Below are 23517 nucleotides of genomic sequence, written 5' to 3'. Positions count from 1 at the left end.
GGCCGATGAGCCTGTTCGGCGACGGCCTGGACGCGGCCGTGCAAAAGTCGTTCACCCGCCCGGTGCCCAAGAGCGCGCCCGCGCAGATGCGCTATCTGGTCAAACAGCTCAAGGGCACCAGGGCGGTGGCCCAGTTGCTGCGGGTCTCCCAGCGCACCGTGGAGCGGTACGTGAAGGACCAGATCAGGAAACCGCGTCCCGACCTCGCCGAGCGCCTCGGGCGCGAGGTGAGGAAGCGGTGGCAGCCCCAGATCCGTGCCAGGGCCCGGCAGAGAGCCGCGACCACGGACGGCATCGTCATCGACACCCGCGCCCGGATCGGCTACACCGCGCCGATCGGTTCCACGGACGACGCCCGCCTCAGACACCTGACCGTGGCGCTGCCGCCGCAGTACGCCGCCCGTCTCTTCGACGCCAGGGAACAGGGCGCCTCCGACCAACGGCTCCAGGAGATCACCGCCGAAGCGCTGAGAGAGGTGTACTTCCAGGACAGCGGCCGCCGCGCCGGCAGCCTGGAGGAGGTGCGCCTCACCGAGGTCGAACAGGTCGAGTTCGACCTGTAGCCGGGCCAGGCAGCTCGACGATCCGATGTGAACCGCCCCTGGACACCCCGTAGTCACACCAGCCCACGAAAGCACGCCACGACGAGAGCGCGTGCCGACCGAGCACGCACGCGTATGTCACCCGGGCCACCCGCACGGCTCAGCCACGCTTCCTTGTTCTGTCCGTGTGGTCTCGGCGACGACCGGGAGTACCGGGAAGTGGGCGGGACTGAACGCAGTGTTCGGTCCCGTTTCAGGCCCGTTGCCAAAAGTGCTGGTCAGAAGCGTGGAGACAGAGTTTACGGGACTGACGGGACTCAAGGTGGGAGTTATAACGATCAGGCGCGCGCGTATGCGCGCGTACGTAAGGTTGTAGTACTTCCTGTGCTACGTAGCTCATATATAGAGCCTTGAGTCCCGTCAGTCCCGTGATCGGCGGCCTCAACTCTCTGAGCTGGTCTTTTGCCGACGGGACTGAACGGGACCGAAAGCGGCGCCGGGTCCTGGCCCGGGGCGTCCGGCTCGGTTGCCGTATGCCGGGAGGGACTGACGGGACTGAATGTTCGACATGCAGGCCAAGCGTGTTCTGGAACGGCGAGGTGTGCGCTAGCCTCTGACTCTGAGTGGGAACTTCAGTCCCGTCAGTCCCGTTGATCCCGCGTGAGAGACGGGTCGTGGCGTGATGGAAGGGGTGTCTACGGGGTTGGTGCCGCCGTAGGCGAAGATGATCGGCCAGGACAAGGACTCTCCAGTGCTCGGGCAGGTTGCGACAGGTTCGTCAGTACCTAGCGGTGCCCGGCGCGTTCGCGGCGAGCACGCACTCGCCAGGACCTCGTGGCCCGTTCCCGCACCTTCCACCGGCCCTCTCCACCCGGGCTCTCACAAGGGACGCTCATGAGCAGCGCCGAGTCGGTACGCTTCGACACCTCGGCCGCCGCCGGACAGATCCGTCAGACAAGCCTCGAGATCGGTCCGTCCGGGGACCAGGCGACCGTGCCGGCGCAGACGGGAGGCGACGGAGCACGACGAGTCGTACCGGCGGGTCTGCTGCCGGACGAGCTGACCGACCGGGGCAACGCCAAGCTGTTCGCGCGTCTTTACAGCGATCGCTTCAGGCATGTGGAGGGTCTCGGGTGGTACTGCTGGGAGCAGTACCGGTGGAAGCGCACAGGCGGGGAGAAGGGTGCGATGTGGGCCGCCGGGGACATGGCCGAGCAAATGCCGCGCAGCGACCCACTCGGGGGCTTCAGCGACCGTGAGCTGTCCACACACCGGCGCCGCACCCAGTCGACGGCAGGGATGAAGGCCCTGCTGGAGCAGGCGCAGGCGGCCCCGGGACTCAGCCTCGACCCCGATTCGATGGACGGGGACACGTACGCCCTGTGCACCCCGGGCGGGGTTGTCGACCTGCGGACCGGTGAGTTGCGCAAGCCGGACCCCCTGTCGGACATGCACTCGCGCGCCACCACCGTCGGCCCGGAGAAGATGCCCCTGCCCCGGTGGCACGGGTTCCTGCGCGACACCTTCGGGGACGACGCCAAGGGGCAGGAGACGATCGCGTTCCTGCACCTGCTGCTCGGCTACTCGGTCACGGGAGACGTGGGCGCCCAGATCCTGCCCTTCCTGTACGGGTCGGGAGCGAACGGCAAGTCGGTCCTGCTGGAGGTGATGATGCAGGTCCTCGGGGACTACGCCAATGCCGCCCCGCCCGGTTTCCTCATGGAGAAGGGCAAGTTCACCGAACACAGTACCGAGCTGACCGAACTGCACGGCCGGCGCATCGTGGTGTGCTCCGAGCTGAAGCCCAACGACAAGTTCAACGAGGCCCGCGTCAAGCTGCTCACCGGCGGTGACACCATCACCGCGCGCCGCATGAGGCAGGACTTCTTCACCTTCCGGCCCACGCACAAGCTGTGGCTCCTGGGAAACCACCGGCCCGAAGTCGGCACCGGCGGCTACGCGTTCTGGCGGCGCATGAGGATCATCCCGTTCGAACGCAAGGTCCCCGACGCACTCAAGATCGACAACCTTGCCCAGGAACTCGTCCGCGACGAGGGCCCCGGCATCCTGAACTGGCTCATCCAGGGCGCCCAGAAATACCTCGCCACCAGGGACCCGCTCCATGGGCCGGCCTCCGTGCGGCTTGCGACCGAGGCCTACGAGCGCACCGAGGACCACATCGGCCGGTTCATCGCCGAGCGGTGCACCAAGGGACGGGGCGGACAGCGCAACCCCGAGCTGCGCGTCGAGCAGAAGCTGCTCTACGAGACCTACGGCCGCTGGTGTTCGGACGAGGGGATCCGCCCCGCCACGAGCCGTGCCTTCGCCAGCCGCATCCGTCAGGAACTCGGCCTGGCCTCCCCGGCGGAGATGATCAAGAACAACGACCGCAAGCTCTACCCCGGCTTGGCCCTTCTCCCCGTCGCCGGGGCTGGACCGGACGAATGACGCTCCGCAGGGAGACCGGCGGGTTCCTGTTGCGGACTCTTGCGATAATGGACGAGACGACCTGCGGTGAGCGCGCCGCACGATCCGGCCGGAGGCCGGCCCACGGGACAGGAGGGACTGCGGCCATGAGCTCGATGCTGCAAGACAGCCAGCTCACCGACGAAGCCGAAGTGGTCTGGCTGGAGGACCCGGAAGACCTCGACTACGTCCGGCAGGCCCTGGACAAGGTGCCCACCCGCAAGGGCAGGCCCCGATACTCGCGTGACGGCCGCCTCATCGGCTACACCAACCTCCGGCCGGACGCCGCCAGTGATCCCGACTCGGGTCTCTTCGCCCGCCGTGCTTTCTTCCTCCTGCCCCACGACCGGGACAAGCAGCCTCACGGGCCCTACTCGGTGGGCGCCCCCGGCGAGGCCGTCGACCCCCGCACCATCGAGGCGGGCAAGGTGGGCGCCAAGACCCTTCGCTCGCAGAAGGGCAGAGCCGCCGAGATAACACCCGCCGGCCGTTAGGGGACGTGAGCGGGCCGCGAGACGCGGGACTGACGGGACCGGCCGTCCGGGTCGGCGGAGCCTGGGTGTGGAACACACCGGCCCCGTGTGAACGGTATGCCGCTCCGACAGTCCCGTCAGCCCCGTCGGTTCGCCTGGTGGTGCCCACGTCAGCGGCTCACCAGCGAACAGGGTGAGACCCCGGAGAAGAAGGGTCCGGCCGGGACTTGAATCCGGGCACGTTGATGGCGCTGTAGTGAATGAAAACGTCGGAACTATTGTCGTCCGGCGCGATGAACCCGAAGCCCTTTTCGCTGTTGAACCACTTGACCGAACCAGTTGCCATATAACTCTCCGCACTGAATTCCGGTTTGACCAGTGTGCCTGAAACGCTGGCCGTCACCGGTCAAAGCTTAAACGTATCTCCATCGTGGAGAAGCTTTATGACTGTACGTCCGGTCACTGTGTGAAGGTCTTGAGGGTCTGCGGGATCACCGACCTCATCCCCATGGAGCGACTTGCGGGCGAATACCACCTTTTCTGTTGGCCTGAGGATCCGCCCGAGCGGGTTGAGCCCGAGCGGCCGAGCACCGCTCGAAACGATCCGTAACGAGGGGTACTTGACCTCGACGCGACGCGTACGCCGCGGTACAGGAAGGTGGCGAGGCCCTGCCGCGCGCCCCTTGGTGAAGCCCGCAGCGCTGCCCTTTAGGGCCTTCTCGATAGGTCCGCCCGGCCTTATGGTTTCCCTGTGGTGAGGCGATATCAGGCGACTGATTGCGGCCCGTCATGGTTCCGAAGCACGAATGACTGCAATGTCAGTTCACAGCGGCTCTGCCGTTAACAGTTCCCGAGGACCAGGGCGATCACCTCTGGCTTCCGCACAGTGTGGCGGCCGGCTCTGAGACCCTTTGGAGGGCAGAAATGGCAGATGACAGGACCACCGGAACAGTCAAGTGGTTCAACGCGGAGAAGGGCTTCGGCTTCATCGCATCGGACGACACGAGTACCGATGTCTTCGTTCACTACTCGAGCATCCAGGCCAACGGGTTCCGTTCTCTTGAAGAAGGTCAGCGAGTGGAGTTCAGCGTGGTGCTGGGCCACAAGGGTCCCCAGGCGGAGGCCGTCACCGTGCTCCCCTGACCGTTCACGTTCTGAGTTCGGGCACGAAAACGCCGGCCCGGTCCTGTCTCGCACCGCTTTCTGCCTGTTCAGAATGGCGAACGAGACAGCGACCGGGCCGTTCTCGTGCCGTTCGGCGGTAAGGGCACAGGCTCCTGTGGCGGCGCGCGCCAGGGCGTCCGGGACACGGCCCGCTCACCGGCGTGCGCCGGATCGCTGCCGCCCTGCCGTACCGTTCGCGGCCTTCGGCACGAGACCGGCGTCGGGCAGCCGACCGGGACATTGACGCGTCCGGGGCCGGGCAAGATCCACCCGAGCGTCACTTCGTCTCCAGGGACACCTCTTTCACAAAGAGGGGCGGTTGCCCGGTGGCGGTGTCCCGGGCGCGGCCGTCGGGGCATGGTGTCCGGCGGTAACTCCCCGTCCCCGGCACCCGGGTCGAAGGGGCCCCGGGCATGCCCCCGCACGAAGGGAAGAGCATGGGTACAAGGGTGTTTCAACGCCGGTCAGCCGTCTTCGCGCTGGCCTTCCTGGTCGCCGGCACCGCGGTGACCGCCCCGCAGGCCAGCGCGCGCACCCAGGCCGAGCGGTGTTCCCCGGTCGGCACCGCGGGAGCGCCCGACGTGCCCGCCGACGGCACCGACGGGATCACGGCACTGCCCCACGCGCCGGCCGACGTGCGATTACCCGATCAGGTCGGCTTCCGGGACACGCAGGGTACGTTCAACCGCGTGTGGTCGTTCGCCCTGGCCGACGGCGGTGTGTACGTCAAGCCCGCAGACCTCCGCGGCGGCTGGCGCGTGGTGCCGGTCCCTGACTGCCTGGACGGCCGGATCAGCGGCATCTCCGCCGACGACGACGAACTGGTGGCCGCCGACGCGGATGGCCGGCTGTTCACCATGGACCACGCCATGAACGCGCCGCGCTGGTGGAACTGGACGAGCAGATTCGGTGCGCCCCTCTGGCTGGGCAGCGGCAACACGCTGCCGGACCGCACGATCGACTGGGCCTGGTCGGTGATCTCGCCGGCCGAGGACGAGCAATGGAGCGACGGGATCGGCAAGGCGCACGACATCGAGCCCGCCAAGGTGAGCCACGTATACGCGCTCACAGGCGACGGAAGCCGGATCACCTACCTGGACCCATGGCTGCCGAGCGACCACAGCTATCAGCTGCGCGCTCCCGCGGACGGGCGCTTCCAGGCGACGAGGCTGTCGGCCAGCGGCTCCACCGTGTTCGTGACGAACCGCTACGGAGACATGTACACCCGCACGTACGACTTCGACATGTCCGGCGCCAACTCCGTCGTCTTCCGCTACTCCTACGAGGACCAGAGCGGTCTGCCCACCGCACCGAACCTGCTGCTGGAGCGCCTCGACCACCACTACGCGGCCGTGCAGCTCCCCGCGCAGGACTGGGTCCACCAGCCGAAGGTCCCGGGTGAGATCACCGACCTCATCTCGGTCCACAAGTCCGGTCCCGGGCCGAACGCCAGGGAACTGCGGGTGGAGGGCGTGAAGAACGGCGTGACGGGCCTGTGGCACAAGGACATGCGTGCCCCCGAGTGGTCGTTCGTTCCCACCGCAGACCCCTTGCGGCGACGGCTGCTGGACAACACGGCCGACGACCGCTCCGCCGACACCCTGGCTCCGCCGTCGCCCTTCTCCTACGCGGGGAACGGCAGCGGCTACAGCGCCGAGGTGGCCGGCTTCAACACCGCCACGGGCGCGACACCACTGGATCTCCGCTTCCGTGGCGGTTCCTCGCTCCGTCTGACGCTGCACACAGTGGACCCCCTGCGGCAGTTCCCCCGGGCCGATGGCCTGGATGACAACCCGCGTGCGTACGACGGAGCCGTGGAAGTCCCCGCGACACTGCTGAGCAAGCTCTCCCAGCAGCCTCAGGAGGTCCGCGCCTTCGTGACCGGCGTTCTGCGGGCCCGCCGCTTCACGACGACCGGCGTCGAGGTCAGCACCCGCTCTCTGCGGATCCCCGCCCTCGGTCTCGACCTCGCCGCCCGATAGCCCGGGCGGTACTCCGCACCGCGCCGACCACGCCTGCCGCCCTGGGCCGGACCTGCGCCGAGAGGTCCGGCCCAGAGGGTGAACGCGCAGCCGTGCACGCACTTTCCCCCTCCCGAACCGGCGCCCGGACCGCCATTTCCTGTTCGTGCCTCCTGTTCACACCCAATGCTCAGAGCATCCGAGCATTTCGACGCGCAGCAGGCAGGCTCGTACCGTCGAAGTCCGGACAATCATCTACACCCCGGCCAGGGCCATGGAGGCACTCGCCCTCACCGACGACGTCGCGAGCCGCATCAGAACTCCCATGCTGGTTCTCGACTACGACGACGAGCAGTTCTCCGCGGACCAGCCGCGCGAGCTGGAGGAAACCGTCCAGCGACTGACGGGCAGCCCACCGGCCGATCGGCGAGAATGATCAACATCCCTGACTGATTCGGCGTCAGTTCAACGGCCGGGTATCCAGTCCGCCGTTCGGCCGTGGCCGGTGGAGCTAGAGTGCGGTGCTCCTGATCCGGACGCTCCCGAGGAGAATTAGTTGGACCGTACCCAGCCCCTTGTGCTCGATCCCATGGGCCGCGGCAGAAAGACCGAGGAAGCCACCCTCCACACCGCCGGCCCCGCCACGCTCGTGGACATCCTCGGCGTGCCCGCGTGGTCTGTCAGCGATCCCGCTGTACTCAAGGTTCTGCTGAACGACCGTCGAGTCTCGAAGGACGCCAGTCAGCACTGGCCCGCATTCATCAACGGCGAGATATCCGACAGGTGGCCGCTAGCCCTATGGGTCAGTTTGAAGGACATGTTCACCGCCTATGGGGACGAGTTACGGCGGCTGCGTGGTCTCGTCAGCAAGGCGTTCACCGCCCGGCGCACAGTCGCAATGACGCCACGGATCGAATGGATCACGGCCGGCATCATCGACAAGATGGCCCAAACCCGGCCGGGCGAAGCGATCGAATTGCGCGAAGCCTTTGCCGCGCCCCTTCCGATCCAGGTGATCAGTGACCTCGTGGGTCTGCCCGAAGAGCGCTGGGCCCACTTCCGTACAGTGGTCCACGGAGTCTTCGACACCTCGCTGACCTACGAGGAGGCCCGCGCCAACACCGCGGACCTGTACGGCATGCTCACCGAACTGGTCGCATCGAAGCGTGCCACCCCCGGGGAGGACCTCACCTCGGCGCTCATCCACGTGCGCGACGACGAGGGCAACGGAGACGCGCTCACCGAGCAGGAACTGCTGGACACGCTGCTCACGGTGATCACGGCAGGCTACGAGACGACCATCAACCTGCTCGACCAAGCCGTCGTCGCGTTGCTCTCACGCCCCGACCAGCTCGCTCACGTCCGAGCCGGGCGCGCTTCCTGGGACGACGTCATCGAGGAGTCCCTCCGCTACGCGGCCCCGGTGAGCCACCTGCCGCTGCGGTACGCGGTCGAGGACATATCCCTCCCCGACGGCATCGTGGTCCGCCGGGGCGAGGCCATCCTCGCCTCGTACGGCCCCGCCGGACGCCACCCCGACCTGCACGGCGCCACCGCCGGAGACTTCGACGTCCTGCGTGAGGACAAGCAGCATTTCGCCTTCGGGCACGGCGCACACTTCTGCCTCGGCGCCGCCCTGGCCCGCACCGAGGCACGGATCGCGCTTCCCGCCCTGTTCGACACCTTCCCGGACATGGCTCTCGCCGTGCCACCCGAGAAGCTGCAGCCGTTGCCGAGCCTCATCGCGCACGGACACCTCAAGGTCCCCGTGCGACTGCGGCCCCCGAACTGACCCGCTGAGTCGGGGACTCGGCGGTCCGGACGACCAGGACGGCTTCCCGCCCTCCGGGGTGGCGAGCACGAAGCCCGCGTGTCACGCGTCCTGTTGCCCGGCCCGCCGCGCGGTGTCGACGACGACCGTGCCGAGGCTGTCGCGCTCCCCGGTGTGCGAGGAGGCCAGGACCTCGAACATGTCCCGTCCGGCGGCGTGCGCGCGGGACTCGCAGGCGGCCCAGGTGAAGACGCCCTTGGCCATGGTGGAGCGCTCGCTATCGGTGCGGCGGGCGTAGACGTCGGCACGGACGGAGGCGACCTCGCGGCTGTCCGGCGCGGCCTGGGCGGCCCATTCGGCGAGGTGGCAGGCGAGGCGGTCCTCGCCCGCCGCGAGGAGTTCGGTGGCGCGGGCGGCGAGCGCCCGCGGGCCGCCGGCGAGCCGGGCGACCTCGGCCGCGAGGACGGCGTCGGGTGCGGGCTTGAGGTGGGCGGGGTTCTGGTCGTACCAGCCGCCGAACTGCCGCCACAGGTTCCGGACCACGAACTCCGGCTCGTCGTAGAGGGGCTGGAGGTAGGGGCGGGCGAGCAGGTGCTCGGGGGCGCGGACCGTGTGGACGATCTCGTCGAGCCGGGCCCCGGTGTTCATCAGCTCCAGGGTCTGCTCGCACAGCGTCTCCAGCAGCTCCGCGGTCTCGCCCAGTGCCTGGCGCACTCGTTCGGCACCGACGATCGGCACGCCGTGGCCGGGCAGCAGCAGTTCCGCGTCGAGCTCCCGCATCGCCCGCAGCGCACGGGCCCAGTCCAGCGGGTAGCGCTGGACCTTCTGGGGGTTGCCCGCGTTCGGAGCGTTCCAGATGAACAGGTCGCCGGTGCAGACGGCCCGCAGTTCGGGGATCCATACCCAGGTGGCGTCGTCCGTCTCGCCGCGCGCGTGGTGGAGCTCGAAGGTGAGCCCGCCGCGGCGGCGGCTGAGGCTGTCGCGATAGACGGTGTCCGGGCGACGGTACCGGGTGGGCCACTCCAGCGCGGGCAGCTGGAACTGGCGGCGGTTGATCCAGCTGTTGTACCCGGCGGTTGCCGCGTAGCGGTCGAAGCGCTCCGCGACCAGCTCGTGCGCGATCACCTCCGGCCGCGCGGTGCCCCGGCTCCCGGCCTCGGCGTCGAACGGGTGGACGCCGAAGACGTGGTCGACGTGTCCGTGGGTGAAGACCACGGCCGCCACCGGCGCGTCCGACCAGGCGCGGACCTGGCGGTGCAGCTCCTCGGCGGTGCGGAACTCGCCGGAGTCGATCAGCACCAGGCCGTCGCCCGTGTCGAGGACGGCGACGTTCGCGAACGAGGCGAACACCGCGGCGCCGGGGGCGACCGGGATCAGGCCGTCCTTGGACCAGGCACCGGTCATGTGCTCGCCTATGGACGCGGTGCCCTCCCAGACGCGGTCGAGGTAGGCGCGGTAGGCGGCCGGGATGTGGTCGTTCACGGGATTCTCCCTGTGCACTGGGCTGCGAGGTGGTCTGTCCGAGGCGGCGGTCTCCGGATCGGAGTCCGGATCAGGGTTGTGAGTGTGTGATCCGAGTCATGTCGACACAAGCGGCTGACGTCACACAGGCTCTGTGACACATCACAGGCCCGGCGCCGCGGACACGGCGCCCACTCCGGCGAGGAGTCGCCATGTCCGACCGCGCCGCCACCGCCCGAACCACCGCCGGCGACCCCGCCGCCGCGGACACGGCCCCGGCCCTGTCGGCCCCGGCCCTGCAGGTCTCGGAGCAGGCGCGACGGCTGGCGTCCCGGTGGGAGGCGGGGATCAACGCGCTCGCCCGCCGTATCTCGCGGGAGAGCTTCGACGGCCTGCCGGGGTACCGCGACCTGCCGGACGACATGGTCGACGTGGAGATCGCGGAGACGGTTCGCCAAGGTCTGCGGGTGTTCGCGCAGGTCGCGCGTGGCGAGATGACGACAGCCGGAGCGGAGGCCTACCGGCTCTTCCGGCGACGGGCCGCGCAACGGGCACGCGAGGGCTTCCCGCTGACCGCGCTGGTCCACGCGCATCTGGTCGCGCGCCAGGAGATGTGGTCGGTGCTGCGCGCATTGGCGGAACCGGGAGAGGAAGGCCCCCTGCTGGAGCTGGCCGACCTGCTCTTCTCGGCGCTGCCGGGAGACATCGGCGACGTCGTGGCCGCCTATACCGCCGAGCAGAGCGCCGCTGGGACACATGCCCGGGAGCGCCGCAGGTCCCTGGGGCTCGCCCTCGTGCACGGATCGCAGCTGTCGGGGGAGGAGCTGGACACCCTCGGCTTCCCGCGCGGCGCGGTCGTCGTGGTGGTCCAGCCGCCCACGTCCCAGTCGGGGAGCGGCCGGAGCGGCGCGGTGTCCAGGCGGCGGCTGGAGCGGTCGTGGCAGCGGCGGCTGGACCGCGGCGACGGCCTGGAGGCCCTGGTACTGCTGGCCGACGACCTCGGCTACATCCTGCTCCCCCGAGGCCGTGACGGACACGGCCGACTGGCGGAGGAGGTGGCCGGTCTGCTGATCGGAGCCGGTGAGGAGGCCGTACCCGCCGCGGTGGACGCGGCGGACGACCCCGCAGATCTGCCGGAGGCGGCGGCCCGCGCACGGGAGGTCCTCGGGCTGGCTCTCGCGCTTGGTCGGGGGCCAGGTCCGCACCGGATGCGGGACGTGCTGCTGGAGTACCACCTCAGCCGGCCGGGCCGCAGCGCCGGGGCACTGGGGAGCCTGCTGGACCCGGTACTGGCCCGTCCCGAACTCGCCGTGACGCTACGGGGTTACGTGGCCCACCAGCAGGACCGGCGGGCGACCGCCCAGGCCCTCGGACTCCACCCGAACACCGTCGACAACCGCGTCCGCCGGGCGGGCGAACTGCTGGGCGCGGACCTCACCACACCCCACGGCTACGCACTCGCCCTCGCCGCGCTCGCCGCCCGCGGCCTGGTCAACGCCCCTGCCGTCTGAAGGCCGCCGCACACGCCGACCGCCTCCCGCCCGGCACGGCGCGCCCACCTGCGACCCGCTCGCCGAGCCGGCCCCGCCGAGTCGACGGGGCCGCCTCGGCGAGGCCGGGTCGGCACACGCGGCGCGACTTCCGGCCCTCAGTGACATGCTGCTCCGGCGCGGGTCGGGCGGTCGTCCGGTGTTCAGGCGGTCAGCCGGTGGTCGGCCGGTACGCGTACACCCTGGTGGCGACCTTGCAGATGCCCGGCGGGACGACCTCGGCCCGCAGAGTCCGGGTCCGCGGGTCGTAGTCCACGCCCTCGGCCTCGAAGCTGCCCGAGCAGATGCTCTTGCGCGGCAGCTGGAGCAGCGTGGTGACCGTGCCCGTGGTGGGGTTGCCGTCCAGTGCGTGCGGGAGGTCCACCTGGAGCAGATCCTTCGTCGCGTCGTCCGAGACGCACACCAGACGTGTGCCGGAGACGAAGTCGCACGCCTGGACGTTGTTCACGGTGCGGTCGAGGGAGATCTGCCCCGCCTGGGGCAGCGCACCGCCGGTGCTCGGCGTCGAGGCGTTGAGCAGGGGCGCGGGGAAGACCTGCAGCCGGTTCTCGTCGCCCCATTCGCCGGAGACGAGCCACTGGTCGTCCGGCGAGACGGCGGCGAAGGAGTTGTTGTGCGCCTCGCCGCCGTCGAGGGTGTGCTCGTACTCGTAGCGCTGCCCCTGGGGCGTGGTGACGGTGAACATCTTCGATGTCGTCCCGTCGTTCTGGTAGGCGTCGAAGACGTAGCCCCCCTCGGAGATGTCCGGGTCACCGATGTGGTTCCACCCCTTCGTCCGGAGCGACAGCGGTACCGAGGCGAGTCCGCGGTAGAGCAGTGAGCCGTCCGGGCCGCTGGCCAGGCCCTCGCCTCCGGTTAAGGAGTCGACGTGCGAGTAGCCCTCGGGGCTCCAGCCGCCGGGCGACGGATCCGCCGCGGCGGCGGGCTGTCCCATGGCGGTCACGACTGCCGCCGTGACGGCGAGCAGGATCGCGGCGGTGCGGGTACGAGAGGTCATGTGTCCCCCGTCTGGTCGGGATCGGGCACGTGATCGTAGAGCCGGCCGCGGGCCACCGTCAGTACCCCCGGCGATGACAGGTGCCGAGCCGAAGCGCCGCGCACCTGCCCCAACCGTCACGGCGGGGGCGGGCTCATGTACCGGCGCGGCCAGGGCGGATACGCCTGCCGGGGGTCCGTGCCACCGTCGCCGAGCTGCCCGACCGGGAAGGGAACCCGCCCCTATCGGGCAGCGAGGTGGCAGCGCCTGAGGCACCTTCACCTCCGTGGGCGCACGGAGGGACCCCGTGCCGGACGGGAAAGCTGACAGTGCGTGCGCTGCGCGCCGTGCTCGTGGTGGTGCTCACCGGCACCGTGTTCGTGCAGGCAGGGATGGTGTGGGCGTGGTCGGCGGGAGCGATCCGGAGGACGGGTCGCTCCCGCATCACTCCGGCCAACCTGGCGGTACTCAAGAACGGCCGCGCCGAGGCGGTGCGCTTCGCGACGCTCGCCGCGCTCTGCGAGGTGCTCGAGTGCCAGCCGGGTGACCTGCTGCGCCGGGAGGCCGAGGACGCAGCGGGCGGATGAACGTCGAATCAGGGGTTCCCGTGCACATGCGAAGGGGATTGGCCACACCGTTTCGGCCAGGCAGAACCAGCGGACTCCGTCGGCCCTCGCCATGTCACCTGGCCCCTTCGGCCCCGGCGGCGTCGGAGCGCGCAGGGCCCACCGACGTCGCCCGCGTGCGCGAACTCGGGGTGGGGACCGGGGTGCCCCGGCCGTCGCGGAGGCCGCCTCAGGGCGCCGTGGTCTTCGGCGACGTCGCCCCCTTGCCATGGAAGTGGATCGGCCGCTCGATCATGTCGCGATACCGCCCCGTCGTGGACGGCGACTGCTCGTAGACCAGCGTCGCGTCTGCCCCGGACTCGCTGCTCGAGGTACCGATGATCTGTACGTAGCCGATGTTTCGTGACGAACTGACGCTGAAGAGAGTGCGGGACGGATCCCAGTGCACTCCGTCGGCACTGGTGGTGATCTTCACGTCCTTGTTGTTCCCCCATGCCTGCCACACCATGACGAAGCGCTTGAGGTAGGTGTTCCACGTGACATTGTCGGTTGCCATGTTCTTCGACAGGCCAGGCAGCGACTGCAGCCGGGGAGAGGACGAGGTGGAGGGCATCCGGGTGCGGAACGCGCCGTCGTACCAGCCCTTCCAGGTACCCGGTGCGGCCTCGGGGTCCGTCGATACGTACCCGGTTCCGTGCCCGATCGCCAGCCATCGCTTCGCCACCGGGTCGTACACCACCGAGTTCGCCTCGATCCCGCCGAAGGCGTGGGCGGCCGGCTTGGCCTTGCCGATGATCTCCCCTCGCTTGGTCCAGGTGGCCCCGTCGTCCGTGGAAGTGGCGAGACCGGTGGAATTCCACTCGCCGTATTTTCCGTCCGCGAACCGGTGGTCCTCGGCGTGGTAGAAGCCGTAGATGACACCCCCCGGCTTCCCCGGGGCCCGCTGCGCCGACGACAGCCAGACGCCGTTGCCGTCGAAGGCGTTGGCGGCACCCTTGCGCAGCACCGCCGTCGTGGGACGGATCGGCCCCATCTTGTCCAGGCTCTTCCCGGAGCTGCGATAGTTCGCGCCGTCCACCCAGAACGTGATGTTCGTGGTGCCTTTGGAGTTGCGCAGATAGGGGAACGTCGAGTCGTTCGCGTACCAGTGCACCGGATTGGCGGGAATCGGGACGATCTTCGGGCTACCGAGAGTCGTGGTGACACCGGCGGCGCCGGGGCTCGAGGCCAACGCCGCCACGGGGATCAGCAGCCCGGCCAGAGCCAGCAGCGGAGCAACCCTTCGCAGTCGGAATCTCTTTCTCATATCAGCCTCGCTCCTGCCCGATCACCATGATCATTGCTGCCGCCGACACCGCTCGCGGTCGGAGTGGGCCCATGTGGGCGGGGGATGCCGGCGGTGCACCGGAGGTCACCGAGCGGCCACCGCGCCGGACAACGGCACGCGGTGCCGGTCCCTCGGCCTTCGAGCCTCCAGCATGGGACGACCACGGCCCCGGGAACAGGACCGAAGGGGTAGACGACAGGGCATGAGGGAACTACCCCCGGCGCAGAGCGCGTTGCTCGGCCCCCCGCAGTGCCGCCCTCATTCCGTGGCGCCGAACCGGACGAGGCCCGACCGACGGTGACGGCCGGCGCTTGCTCGCCGGACAGGTCCCTCGCGCCGCCGAGGCGAACTCTCGCTCGCAGTGGCGCGCCGGCCCGCCCGGTGACGGAGTCGGCCGGCCCGGACGCCCGGAGTTCCGCCGGGTCCTCGCCGCCCATTGGCGTCGAGCCCCGCCGTGTGCAGCAGGTCCACGAAATGGTGACGCGGCGGTGGGCAGGTGCACATGGGCCGGATGCATGTGCCGACGCACTGGAGCGCCGGCCGGCCGGCCGGCCCGCCTGCCTGGCGTGCGTAGGTGCGTGCGGCGCCCCGGATCGCTCACCCGAAGTGAGCGGTTGACGCCCCGTGACATGCATCCGAGAAGGGGTCTGCCATGTCCGCGGAGCATCCCCGGTCACGACGGACAGGAGTACCCGCAGCCGGCCGTGGGACGGCTCCCGCATGCGCTTGGGGGAGGGGCCGGGCACCGGCACGGGGGCCGGGTGGCGCCTGGCGGAGCGAGCATGACAAGAGGGGGAGTCGCGCTGGTCAGAGGCCGTGCGGCGACCGAGCGCGCCCGCATACGGGGGATGCGCCGTGACGAGGCGCGCCGAGGTCGGCGAGGGGGAGTCGTTCCCCGCGACCGGGACGTACGCGATGGGTGCGCAAGGCGGCGCGCCCGGTGAGTCGATGCCATGTGTGTGGGTCGTGTGGCGATTGACGGGACATCATGTGTGATCACACACTCGCCGCACTGGGAGCGCTTCCATCCCGCGAGGCGCTCTGATCCCGGTGCTCGCGCCGCGTCGGCCCATGGCGCGGCTTTCCACCGGTCACTATCGGCAGGAGAACTCGATGCTCAACAGGACGCGCGGTGTATCCGCACGCCCCGGGCGACAGCTGGCCACGGCGGCCGCGACCGCCGGACTCTTATTGGCCGCCGGCGCCCCCGCGGCCGTCGCGGCGACGGCCCCGCACACCGTTCACGGGGCACGGCCCGGGGTCAGGGCCGACCAGGCCCCGTCGGATCTCGGCTCCTGGATGGAGCAGATGAACGCGGCGATCGGTGACCGGCCGCTGAACCGGATCGTCATGCCCGGCAGCCATGACGCGGGAACCGCGGGCATCACCAAGGACAGCGGGATCTGCGACTGGGGTGACTCCGCCTCGGTCGCGAAGAAGAACCTGTCGGTTGCCGCGAGCATGTCGAGGAGCCAGAGCGGCTCTCTCGTCCAGCAACTCGACGGCGGGTCCCGGTACCTGGACCTGCGTCTGTGCGAGCAGGGCGGCAGATGGTACCTGTACCACGGAGGCCCGCTCGGTCGGCAGTTCTTCGACTCCTTCGACGGCAAGGGTCACACCGTCAAGGGCGAGGCCGACGAACTCGGCGACTGGGTCCACCGGCACAAGAAGGAGATCGTGATCGTCCGGGTCCAGACCGCGGCGCCGCCCGCCACGGCCAAGGAGGACAGCCGCGCCGCCATATCCGAGCTGGGCGGCCTCCTCGACGGCAGCCGGCTGGACAACCCCGAGATCGCCGACGGCTCGCTGAGCCCGACCTCCACGTACAACCAGTTCATGGCCGCGGGCAAGCACGTCGTCCTCATCGACGCCTCCAGCAGCACCACCTACCCGTGGGCCTGGCAGCCGTCGGCCTCGTCCGACCGCGGCAGCTATCTCGAGGTCAGCCACGACGCCGCGGACATCCTGCTGAAGATGTTCGACAAGGACCAGGACCAGGAGAACCGGGATGCGGTGATCAACCGGGCCTCCGAGGTGCTCGGCAGGGCACCGGGCGACGACGCGAACAAGCTCTTCGTCCTCCAGGGCATCGTCGACCCGACCAACTCCATCCCGTTGGCGGGGGCCGCCTGGTTCCTGAGCGAGCTCAAGCTGTTCCCGTCCAGTGTCGCCGACAACATCCTGCTCACCATCGAGCACCGGCTGAACAAGCAGCTGCTGGACAAACTGCGCGGTGACTGGAACACCTCCAACGTCACCGACAACATGAACATCGTCATGACCGACGACGTCAACCAGAACGCCGCCGGCGTCGGAACCGGAGAACTGCAACAGGAGATCATCTCCAAGAACCTGACGGTTCCCGTCACGCCGCACACGTACTACGACGTCGCCCGCCTGCCCTCGGGCTCGTGGACCAGCCCGAGCGCACTCGACGGAGCCTCCGGCTCCTTCCGCTTCCAGGGTTCGAGCGAGTCCGTCGCCGCGCTGCCGGACGGCAGCGCACAGGTGGTGGGCATCGGCCTGGACGGCGACGTCTGGCACAACGTCCGCCGCTCCGACGGCTCTTGGCAGGGCTGGAACATCCTGCCGGCCGCCGACGGCAAGAGCCCGGGATTCGCGGCCACGGACGTGTCCGTCACGGGCATGCCCAACGGCGACGCGCAGGTCGTCGCGGTGGCCAAGGACGGTCACGTGTGGCACAACATCCGCCGTGCGAACGGCTCCTGGCAGGGCTGGGCCCCCATGACCGACGGCAGCAGCGCGGTCGTGGCCACCAAGGCGGCCATCGCCGGCATGCCCGACGGATCCAGTCAGGTACTGCTCTTCGGCGCTGACGGCAGGATGCGGCTGGGCACACGCGCCACGGACGGCTCCTGGAAGCCGTGGACCATCGTCAAGGGCACGGGCGGGGCGCCCGACTTCCAGGGGCACGATCTCGCGATCGCCGCCATGCCCGACGGGGACAGCCAGATCACCGCGATCGGCAACGACGGCAACATCTGGGCCACCACGCATCACGCCGACGGGACCTGGGAGAACTGGTTCACCCCGAAGGGACCTTCCACCCAGGCGATGGGAGCGTCCGCTCTCGCCCTGACCGGAATGCCGGACGGGACCAGCCAGATCCTCGCCGTCGGTCTGGACGGCAACGTCTACCACAGCATCCGGGGCGATGCGGGCTTCGCACCGTTCCGCGCCATCGCAGGTGTCCGCGGGGCGGGTTACTTCGCCGCCGACCAGGTGGGCATCGCGGGCATGCCCGACGGGTCCGCACAGGTACTGCTGTCCTCCCGCTGACCCCACCCGGGGCGCCTCGCCCGAGCCGCTCCGGTCCGCCGCCGGCACCGAAGCCGTCGGCCGCTCGCGCCCTGCCGGAGACTCGTCCGGCAGGGCTGCGGGGCCTGCGGACGGGCGGGCCCGACGCGTGCGCGGCCCTGCGGTCAGGGGCGGGGCGGTGCGCTCCTGTGCCCGGTCCACGCGGGCATCGCACGGCAGCGGCCGCGGTTGGGTGCGGGGCCGGCCACCTCTACGGGATGACAGGGATCTCAAGGGCGGACGTGTGGCCGGGTCCCCAGAAGATGGTGGCTTTTCCCGAAGCGGTCGGTCGGTAGTGGGTGGGGAAATGACCGAAGAGAGGGTTGCGGGGCTGCAGATATCGGCCGGCCACCATGAGCCGGAGTGTGTCCCCGGCGTGGAAGAGGGTCGCGGAAGAGCTCAGGGGGATGAGCACCTCGATCTCTTCGTCGTCCTGGACCGGCTGGAGCGTTCGGAAGGTGTGCTCCGGCTGGTGGGGGGTGCTGAGCACCGGGTCGAGTTCGCGCAGCGCGAGACGGAGGCGGCCCTGAGCGACCATGTCGCGTCCGTACCCGTAGCTTCCTTCGAACGCCACCGGTGCGTCGTGCGAGCGTTTCTCGATTCCGGCGAAGAGCCGCGGGTCCTTGGCGCCGGTGGTGGCCACGCGAAGCCGCAGGGTCATCGGCCCGCTGAGTTCGGTGTCCTTGTCGAAGCGATGGTCGAAGACGGCCGCGTTGCGGCGCAGGTCGAAGGTGACGCTTCCCGTGCTGCCCTCGACATCGCTCAGGGCGCCGCCGTCGGCGAGCCAGAGGCGGCGCCAGTCGGTGCGTGCGAGTGGCCATTCCTGCTCGTCGCGCACCTGGACGACGTGATCGAGCCGGTCCCTGATCTCCAGCCGCATGCGGGGCAGCGGGGGGACGTCCTGTTCGCGCAGGTGCCGTTCGAAGAACGCGAGCTGGACCCGGAGGGCCTCCTCGCCGTAGAAGGAGGCCCACTTGGGCCCGCGGTGCGTGTAGGCGTGCCGTTCCGTGGACCCGACGCGCTGGAAGGCGCGCATCGATCCCGCACTGTGGAGGTTGCTGTCGGAGAAGCTGGTGCACACCAGAATCGGGACCGTGATCTCGGACAGGCTCGGGGTGAGGGCTTCCCACCACGCGTCGCGGAGGGGGTGCCTGCGCCGCTCGGCCGCGAGACTGGACTTCAGGCGGGCTGTTCGGCCGGTGAGGAACAGCCAGACGCGGGCGAAGCCGTCCTCGACGACCCCGCCAGGGGTGAAGAGGTCGCGGTAGGCGTCGGTGAAGCCCTCCCACGGACAGATCGCCCTCAAGGCGGGCGGGTTGAGCGCGGCGACTTTGTACTGCGACAGGGCGAGATACGACACGCCGAGCATGCCGACACGGCCCGTGGACCACGGCTGCTCCGCGGCCCACGCGATCACCTGGGCGATGTCGTCGGCTTCCTGGTCGGAGAGCAGGTCGCCGCGGCCCTCTGAGTGACCGCCACCGCGCGTGTCCAGGTTGATGACCGCGTAGCCTCGCCGGGCCCACCAGACCGGATCCGGAGCTTCCCAGCTGGTCTGGTCCGAGATCCGCAGCGGCGCCGACTGGTTCATCACCCGGAACTGCGGATTCACCGACCACTTCCCGCGCCTCCTCTTCGGTACGGAGTCCTTCCCGTAGGGGTGCGCCGACAGGAGGACCGGGAACGGGCCGTCACCGGTGGGGCGGAACAGGTTCAGGCGGAGCGTGACGCCGTCCCGCATCCGCACCGGTACGTCCTCGTCCTTCGTGATGTCCGACGGCATCGGGTACACGGTGACAGGGGGGCGCAGCGCAGTGGCGATCCGGCGACGTGCGTAGGCCATGGCGCCGGGGCGTCTCCAGGGACGATCGAGCGTGGTCTTCTTCATGGCTTCGTCCTACCATGCTTTTTAGTCGCGTTCTAGTTCTCTTTATTGGCACTTAAAAGCATGATGGTATGCTGCTGTCATGACCGTCGACCGAACCGACGAACCGGAACACCGGAGCCGCCAGAAGAGGATCGGCGACGCCTTGCGGCGGGAGACCCGCGACAGGCTGCTGGAGGCCGCCGAGGAAGAGTTCACGGCACACGGCTACACGCGGACGACGGTCACCCGGCTCGCCGCCGCGGCCGGAGTCTCCGTGCCCACCCTGTACCTGGTGTGGGGAAGCAAACGGGAACTTCTTCGCGGATACATGGAAAGAGCCCTCTCCGGAGATGCCTCCTCCCCGGAAGACGCGACCGCGCGATTCGAGGGCATGTCGCCTGCGGAGCGACTGGAAGAACTGGCCGATCTCGTCGCGGACATCGCCGAACGCGCCGCGACCGGATGGCGCCTCTACCGGGACGCCTCAGCCGTCGAACCTGAAATCGCGGCCGACTGGAACGAACTCCAACTCCTGCGGCACCGGTTCTTTGCCCGCGTGCTCGACGGCATCCCCGCAACGGCACTGGCCGACGGCCTCACGCCCGAAGCCGCGGTCGACACGGCGTGGGCGATCGCGAGTCCTGACAGCTACGACCTGCTGGTTCACCGTCTCGGCTACAAGCACGACGATTTCCGCCGGTGGATGAAACAGACTCTGAGCGCAGCCGTACTCGCCCCCCGCCACCGGAGCCGGCACCACCAGGGCCTTTCTTCCGGATAAGGCCGGTGCCGGAAGGCGGCGCCTTCGGGCACCCCGCGACCCCCGGCAAGACCCGGAAGACAGGCCCCTATTCGGGCAGCGAGGCGTGCCCCTTCCCGGCGAGGTTCGGCCACCCGGCGCTTGGTGGGACGGGCTGCGGCGCGCCGGCGCGGGTATCGGGCGCCGGCCCGTGACCGGCCGAGGCGGTGGCCCGATGCCCGGCACCAGCCGTCCGGGACGCTGCACGGACGCCGCGCCGCCGGGGACACCTCGTAACAGCGGGCTCGACCGGCGCGCTGACCACAGCCGAGACCACGGAGAGCGAACGTGACGCATACCCCCGCGTCCACGCGGTGCCCGCTGCCCGGCGGCGGCAGTGTCCCGCCGCCACCCCCTGCCCGGAGTCACGCCCTCGGTGCGCCGGTCACCGGGACACCCTCACGGAGACCGGCCGGCGAAGGATGCGTGCGGGGCACCGAGGCGGCCGAGGACGGAGCACACGCGCGCCGCGAGTCGGCCGAGAGCAGCATCGCTGTGCCGGTGTCGTCGTCGGTCGGGCCTTGGCGCCCTGCTTCGGCACCGACCGCAAAGGTGTCGAATCCGGTGAGCGATCGGGACGCCGCAGACCGGGCCCCGCACCCACCCTCTCGCGGCTGACCGGCTGCAGCAGGCTCCACCACCGCTGCGAGCGACATCCCCGCGATCACCTCGCTCTTCTCGTACGCGCGGCAGCCCTCTTCCGCTCCACGCGACGCGGCCGCAGCACCGCATGGGGCACGGTCGCGGGGCTGGACGGGCGCGAGCCTTTGACGCGACGCGGAGTTGCCGTCCGGCGTGCGGTTACGGCAGGGTCTCAGCCCTGTCAGGCCCCGCATACGACACACCTGTGCCCTCAGCGGTACGGCACCTCGCCAACTCCACACAGCCGCTCGTATGCCGCCCACGCACATGCGGCACTCCCTCCGGGTGAGTTGCCCACCGGGCCCGCGCCTCCCGTGACCCCGCAGTGGGGAGGCCAGTGCCAGGGGCACGATCGCGTCCGCCAGGGTCACCGAAGGGGGCGATGCCGGAAGGAAAACCGTGTGAGCCGGATTTCGGTCCGGGGACTCGCAGTGGCCTCGGCCACCGCGGTCACCGCCGTCGGAAGCGTCGTCGGAGTTGCCTCGGGCAGCGTCGCGCAGAACAACGACGCCGAGCCGACGGCCGCCGACACCACGCTCCTCGCGGACATACCCGCGGGTCAGCAGGCCCAGGTCCAGTCCGCGACCCTGACGCGCCAGGCCGACGCCCAGGCCGTCGCCGCCGACGCGAGCGCCAGGAAGCACGCAGAGGCGGCGGCCCGCAAGGCGGCCGCCGAGGCCGCGATCGCCAAGAAGGCCGCTGCCGAGAAGGCGGCCGAGGACAAGGCGGCCGAGGAGGCCAAGAAGCGCGCCCAGGCCAAGACCGAAGCGGCCAGCCGTGACAGCGTCCGGGAATCCTCCAGCTCCCAGGTCCAGAGCAGCTACAGCGCCGCGCAGATCCGGGCGATGGCGCGCCAGATGGTGGCGGGCGACCAGTTCCAGTGTTTCAGCAACATCGTGGACCGTGAGTCCAGCTGGAACTACCAGGCGACGAACGCCTCCTCCGGCGCCTACGGCCTCCTCCAGGCCCTCCCCGGCTCCAAGATGTCCTCCGCGGGCGCCGACTGGCGGACCAACCCGGCCACCCAGATCAAGTGGGGCCTCACCTACATGAACAGCCGGTACGGCAGCCCGTGCCAGGCCTGGTCCTTCTGGCAGGCCAACCACTGGTACTAGACCCGCCGGGTCGCAAGAACGCACTGCTCGCCATGACGGCGGTGTCCATGGTCCTCACCCCGGCCGTGGTCGTGATCCGACTCGGCCGTGCGGTGCCTTCACCCGTGCCGCCCTGGACGCCGTTCAGCGCATGCGGCGGGAGGCCCGCGACGAAGCGGCCGTGGCACATGCCCGGCCCTGCGCCGAAGCGGCCACCGGGGAGTCCCGGCCGGCCGCCGTGGCAGGAGCAGGGCCCACGTCGCACGGGTCCAGGCCGGCACCGCCCGCACCTCGGCCGGGGCCTGGCCGACGCTGGAGACGGCCCGATCGGTTGAGAACACCGGCTCTCACCGACGGCGCACCGCATTCCCTCGTGGACGACATCCGCCGCGGCGGGGGAGAAGGCCTCCCGGTTCAGGGCGGCCGGCCACTCCGCGTCCGAAGTCCGTCTGCGGGGCCGCCGGGGAGGGCGTCGTCCGAGACCGACACCCCGGTCGGCTCAGCCGAACAGCGCCCACAGGTGAGACAGGCGCCCGACCAGCAGGGCGACGACGAACACGCTCATCCACACGCCCGCTGCCGCATGACGCGGTGAGCAGAAGAGCCGCGGCACGCGGCTCTCCGGCAGCGGGCCGCCGCACTTCAGGCACGTGCGGGTCCTGGTCCTTCGAGCGCTCGGCACTTTGGCCCCCCTCCCCATACGGGCGACCCTACTGGCCGCTCCGAAAGGCCCAGATGCCTTGCCTTCTTCTCACCGCCGGCACGGGGCGTGCCCGCCGTGAGCAAGTCCGACGCCCCGCTGCCTGGGCAACGCGATCCGTGAGGCCCTCGCTGGAGGTCGTACAGAACCGGGACATGTGGCTGCTGAACAGCGGCCGCCGAGCCACGAGTGCCAGGACGAGCGCGGCGACGCGGTCCGGAGACATTCGGCGCCGGCGGGAAGCCGGAGGACCGACGGGCGGCCCGCGCCCACACGCAACCGGGACGACGCCGGCACCGTCCGCCGGGGCAGTCACCGGGAACGCTCGCGTTGGCTGAGCATTACCGGAGGCGGCGAGCGGGCCGGTGGCCCTTCACGTTCCCGGCTCCAGCCCGGGACATCGTTTTCCGGACGCGGGAGGCCGGGGAAAAAACGGTCGGCCCCCGCATACGGTGTGCCTCCGCGCGCGCCTCACCGGCACCAGCCCAACAGGCCGGTGGGGTCCGCGGCTGTGCGGCATCGATTGACCGACCCCTGCGCACTGTGCAGGGTTCCCCCAGATCGCACTCGAGCGGCTGTGTGCGTCTGTTGTGCCGGATGTTGTCCGGAGCTGACCACCGAGACGCAAGCGGAGCGAAGGACCCATGGGACGAGCGGAAGAGAGACGAGCGCGAGAGCGCGGCGGCCACCGCGCAGCGCCGCCCCAGCGTCGCCGCTCCACGCCCGAAGCCGGCGCCGGGCCCGGCGGGGGACCCCGCAAGAGCTTCATACGCAGGCTGTTCACCTGGAAGAAGATCGTCGGTACGTTCTTCGGGGTCTGCCTGCTGGTGATCGCGGCCT

Annotated in this window: 17 protein-coding genes and 1 pseudogene; 13 read left to right on the top strand and 5 right to left on the bottom strand. The window is 70.0% G+C overall.

Annotation, left to right across the window (positions count from 1 at the left end; genetic code table 11):
* Positions 1-5: 5 nt before the first annotated feature.
* The 3 genes from tpg (at position 6) to ACZ7FF_RS38985 (ending at position 3502) form a co-directional block, all read left to right on the top strand.
* The gene (tpg, locus tag ACZ7FF_RS38995) at positions 6-563 is read left to right on the top strand and encodes a telomere-protecting terminal protein Tpg (protein WP_470818714.1); all 558 of its coding nucleotides are present in this window, start codon (positions 6-8) and stop codon (positions 561-563) included.
* 873 nt (positions 564-1436) lie between these two features.
* Complete coding sequence (locus ACZ7FF_RS38990; protein ID WP_470818712.1) at positions 1437-2990, top strand: DNA primase family protein; 1554 nt, start codon at positions 1437-1439, stop codon at positions 2988-2990.
* 125 nt (positions 2991-3115) lie between these two features.
* Positions 3116-3502: a DUF6009 family protein gene (locus ACZ7FF_RS38985; RefSeq protein WP_470818710.1), complete on the top strand. Its 387-nt coding sequence runs from the start codon at positions 3116-3118 to the stop codon at positions 3500-3502.
* Between the two features lie 202 nt (positions 3503-3704).
* On the opposite strand, the pseudogene ACZ7FF_RS38980 reads toward ACZ7FF_RS38985, so the two are convergent.
* A pseudogene (locus tag ACZ7FF_RS38980) lies at positions 3705-3827 on the bottom strand (cold-shock protein); the annotation flags it as partial.
* A gap of 578 nt (positions 3828-4405) precedes the next feature.
* Here ACZ7FF_RS38980 and ACZ7FF_RS38975 point away from each other — a divergent pair.
* From ACZ7FF_RS38975 to ACZ7FF_RS38960, 4 genes are all read left to right on the top strand, one after another.
* A complete protein-coding gene (locus ACZ7FF_RS38975; RefSeq protein WP_470818708.1) occupies positions 4406-4624 on the top strand; it encodes a cold shock domain-containing protein in 219 nt (72 codons plus the stop codon).
* A 458-nt stretch (positions 4625-5082) separates the two neighbouring features.
* Positions 5083-6627: a hypothetical protein gene (locus ACZ7FF_RS38970; protein WP_470818706.1), complete on the top strand. Its 1545-nt coding sequence runs from the start codon at positions 5083-5085 to the stop codon at positions 6625-6627.
* A gap of 253 nt (positions 6628-6880) precedes the next feature.
* On the top strand, positions 6881-7042 hold the full coding sequence (locus ACZ7FF_RS38965) for a hypothetical protein (protein WP_470818704.1): 162 nt from the start codon (positions 6881-6883) through the stop codon (positions 7040-7042).
* Positions 7043-7195: 153 nt separating this feature from the next.
* Complete coding sequence (locus ACZ7FF_RS38960) at positions 7196-8398, top strand: cytochrome P450 family protein (RefSeq protein WP_470818702.1); 1203 nt, start codon at positions 7196-7198, stop codon at positions 8396-8398.
* Between the two features lie 81 nt (positions 8399-8479).
* Here ACZ7FF_RS38960 and ACZ7FF_RS38955 read toward each other — a convergent pair whose 3' ends face one another.
* A complete protein-coding gene (locus ACZ7FF_RS38955; RefSeq protein ID WP_470818701.1) occupies positions 8480-9859 on the bottom strand; it encodes an alkyl sulfatase dimerization domain-containing protein in 1380 nt (459 codons plus the stop codon).
* A gap of 191 nt (positions 9860-10050) precedes the next feature.
* Between ACZ7FF_RS38955 and ACZ7FF_RS38950 the strand changes: the two genes are divergently transcribed.
* Positions 10051-11349, top strand: coding sequence for a PucR family transcriptional regulator (locus tag ACZ7FF_RS38950; protein ID WP_470818700.1), 1299 nt, complete (start codon positions 10051-10053; stop codon positions 11347-11349).
* A 190-nt stretch (positions 11350-11539) separates the two neighbouring features.
* On the opposite strand, the gene ACZ7FF_RS38945 is transcribed toward ACZ7FF_RS38950, so the two are convergent.
* Entirely contained in the window at positions 11540-12385 is an 846-nt protein-coding gene (locus ACZ7FF_RS38945) for a hypothetical protein (RefSeq protein ID WP_470818698.1), read from the bottom strand.
* Positions 12386-12756: 371 nt separating this feature from the next.
* Between ACZ7FF_RS38945 and ACZ7FF_RS38940 the strand changes: the two genes are divergently transcribed.
* Positions 12757-12951: a helix-turn-helix domain-containing protein gene (locus ACZ7FF_RS38940; protein WP_470818783.1), complete on the top strand. Its 195-nt coding sequence runs from the start codon at positions 12757-12759 to the stop codon at positions 12949-12951.
* 208 nt (positions 12952-13159) lie between these two features.
* Here ACZ7FF_RS38940 and ACZ7FF_RS38935 read toward each other — a convergent pair whose 3' ends face one another.
* Positions 13160-14236, bottom strand: a complete 1077-nt coding sequence (locus ACZ7FF_RS38935) for a hypothetical protein (RefSeq protein WP_470818697.1) — start codon at positions 14234-14236, stop codon at positions 13160-13162.
* Between the two features lie 1134 nt (positions 14237-15370).
* On the opposite strand from ACZ7FF_RS38935, the gene ACZ7FF_RS38930 reads away from it, so the two are divergent.
* Positions 15371-17557 carry a DUF8189 domain-containing protein gene (locus ACZ7FF_RS38930; protein ID WP_470818696.1) on the top strand — a complete coding sequence of 729 codons (2187 nt, stop codon included), beginning with the start codon at positions 15371-15373 and terminating at the stop codon, positions 17555-17557.
* 229 nt (positions 17558-17786) lie between these two features.
* Here ACZ7FF_RS38930 and ACZ7FF_RS38925 read toward each other — a convergent pair whose 3' ends face one another.
* Complete coding sequence (locus ACZ7FF_RS38925) at positions 17787-19463, bottom strand: CocE/NonD family hydrolase (protein ID WP_470818694.1); 1677 nt, start codon at positions 19461-19463, stop codon at positions 17787-17789.
* Between the two features lie 142 nt (positions 19464-19605).
* On the opposite strand from ACZ7FF_RS38925, the gene ACZ7FF_RS38920 reads away from it, so the two are divergent.
* The 3 genes from ACZ7FF_RS38920 to ACZ7FF_RS38910 all read left to right on the top strand — a co-directional run.
* A complete protein-coding gene (locus ACZ7FF_RS38920) occupies positions 19606-20223 on the top strand; it encodes a TetR/AcrR family transcriptional regulator (RefSeq protein ID WP_470818692.1) in 618 nt (205 codons plus the stop codon).
* 1061 nt (positions 20224-21284) lie between these two features.
* A complete protein-coding gene (locus tag ACZ7FF_RS38915) occupies positions 21285-21998 on the top strand; it encodes an aggregation-promoting factor C-terminal-like domain-containing protein (protein ID WP_470818691.1) in 714 nt (237 codons plus the stop codon).
* Positions 21999-23321: 1323 nt separating this feature from the next.
* Positions 23322-23517: hypothetical protein (locus ACZ7FF_RS38910; protein WP_470818689.1), on the top strand; the 196-nt coding region annotated here is incomplete at its 3' end.

It is taken from the genome of Streptomyces sp. NPDC037126 (assembly GCF_055605965.1).
This window is presented reverse-complemented; position numbering and strand designations above follow the sequence as displayed.

Excerpts from the sequence above, each read along its gene's own strand:
- tpg (WP_470818714.1), top strand. The coding sequence starts at position 6 with ATGAGCCTGTTCGGCGACGGCCTGGACGCGGCCGTGCAAAAGTCGTTC.
- ACZ7FF_RS38990 (WP_470818712.1), top strand. The coding sequence starts at position 1,437 with ATGAGCAGCGCCGAGTCGGTACGCTTCGACACCTCGGCCGCCGCCGGA.
- ACZ7FF_RS38965 (WP_470818704.1), top strand. The coding sequence starts at position 6,881 with ATGGAGGCACTCGCCCTCACCGACGACGTCGCGAGCCGCATCAGAACT.
- ACZ7FF_RS38970 (WP_470818706.1), top strand. The coding sequence starts at position 5,083 with ATGGGTACAAGGGTGTTTCAACGCCGGTCAGCCGTCTTCGCGCTGGCC.
- ACZ7FF_RS38945 (WP_470818698.1), bottom strand. The coding sequence starts at position 12,385 with ATGACCTCTCGTACCCGCACCGCCGCGATCCTGCTCGCCGTCACGGCG.
- ACZ7FF_RS38975 (WP_470818708.1), top strand. The coding sequence starts at position 4,406 with ATGGCAGATGACAGGACCACCGGAACAGTCAAGTGGTTCAACGCGGAG.
- ACZ7FF_RS38950 (WP_470818700.1), top strand. The coding sequence starts at position 10,051 with ATGTCCGACCGCGCCGCCACCGCCCGAACCACCGCCGGCGACCCCGCC.
- ACZ7FF_RS38985 (WP_470818710.1), top strand. The coding sequence starts at position 3,116 with ATGAGCTCGATGCTGCAAGACAGCCAGCTCACCGACGAAGCCGAAGTG.
- ACZ7FF_RS38930 (WP_470818696.1), top strand. The coding sequence starts at position 15,371 with ATGCTCAACAGGACGCGCGGTGTATCCGCACGCCCCGGGCGACAGCTG.
- ACZ7FF_RS38940 (WP_470818783.1), top strand. The coding sequence starts at position 12,757 with ATGGTGTGGGCGTGGTCGGCGGGAGCGATCCGGAGGACGGGTCGCTCC.
- ACZ7FF_RS38960 (WP_470818702.1), top strand. The coding sequence starts at position 7,196 with ATGGGCCGCGGCAGAAAGACCGAGGAAGCCACCCTCCACACCGCCGGC.
- ACZ7FF_RS38935 (WP_470818697.1), bottom strand. The coding sequence starts at position 14,236 with ATGAGAAAGAGATTCCGACTGCGAAGGGTTGCTCCGCTGCTGGCTCTG.
- ACZ7FF_RS38925 (WP_470818694.1), bottom strand. The coding sequence starts at position 19,463 with ATGAAGAAGACCACGCTCGATCGTCCCTGGAGACGCCCCGGCGCCATG.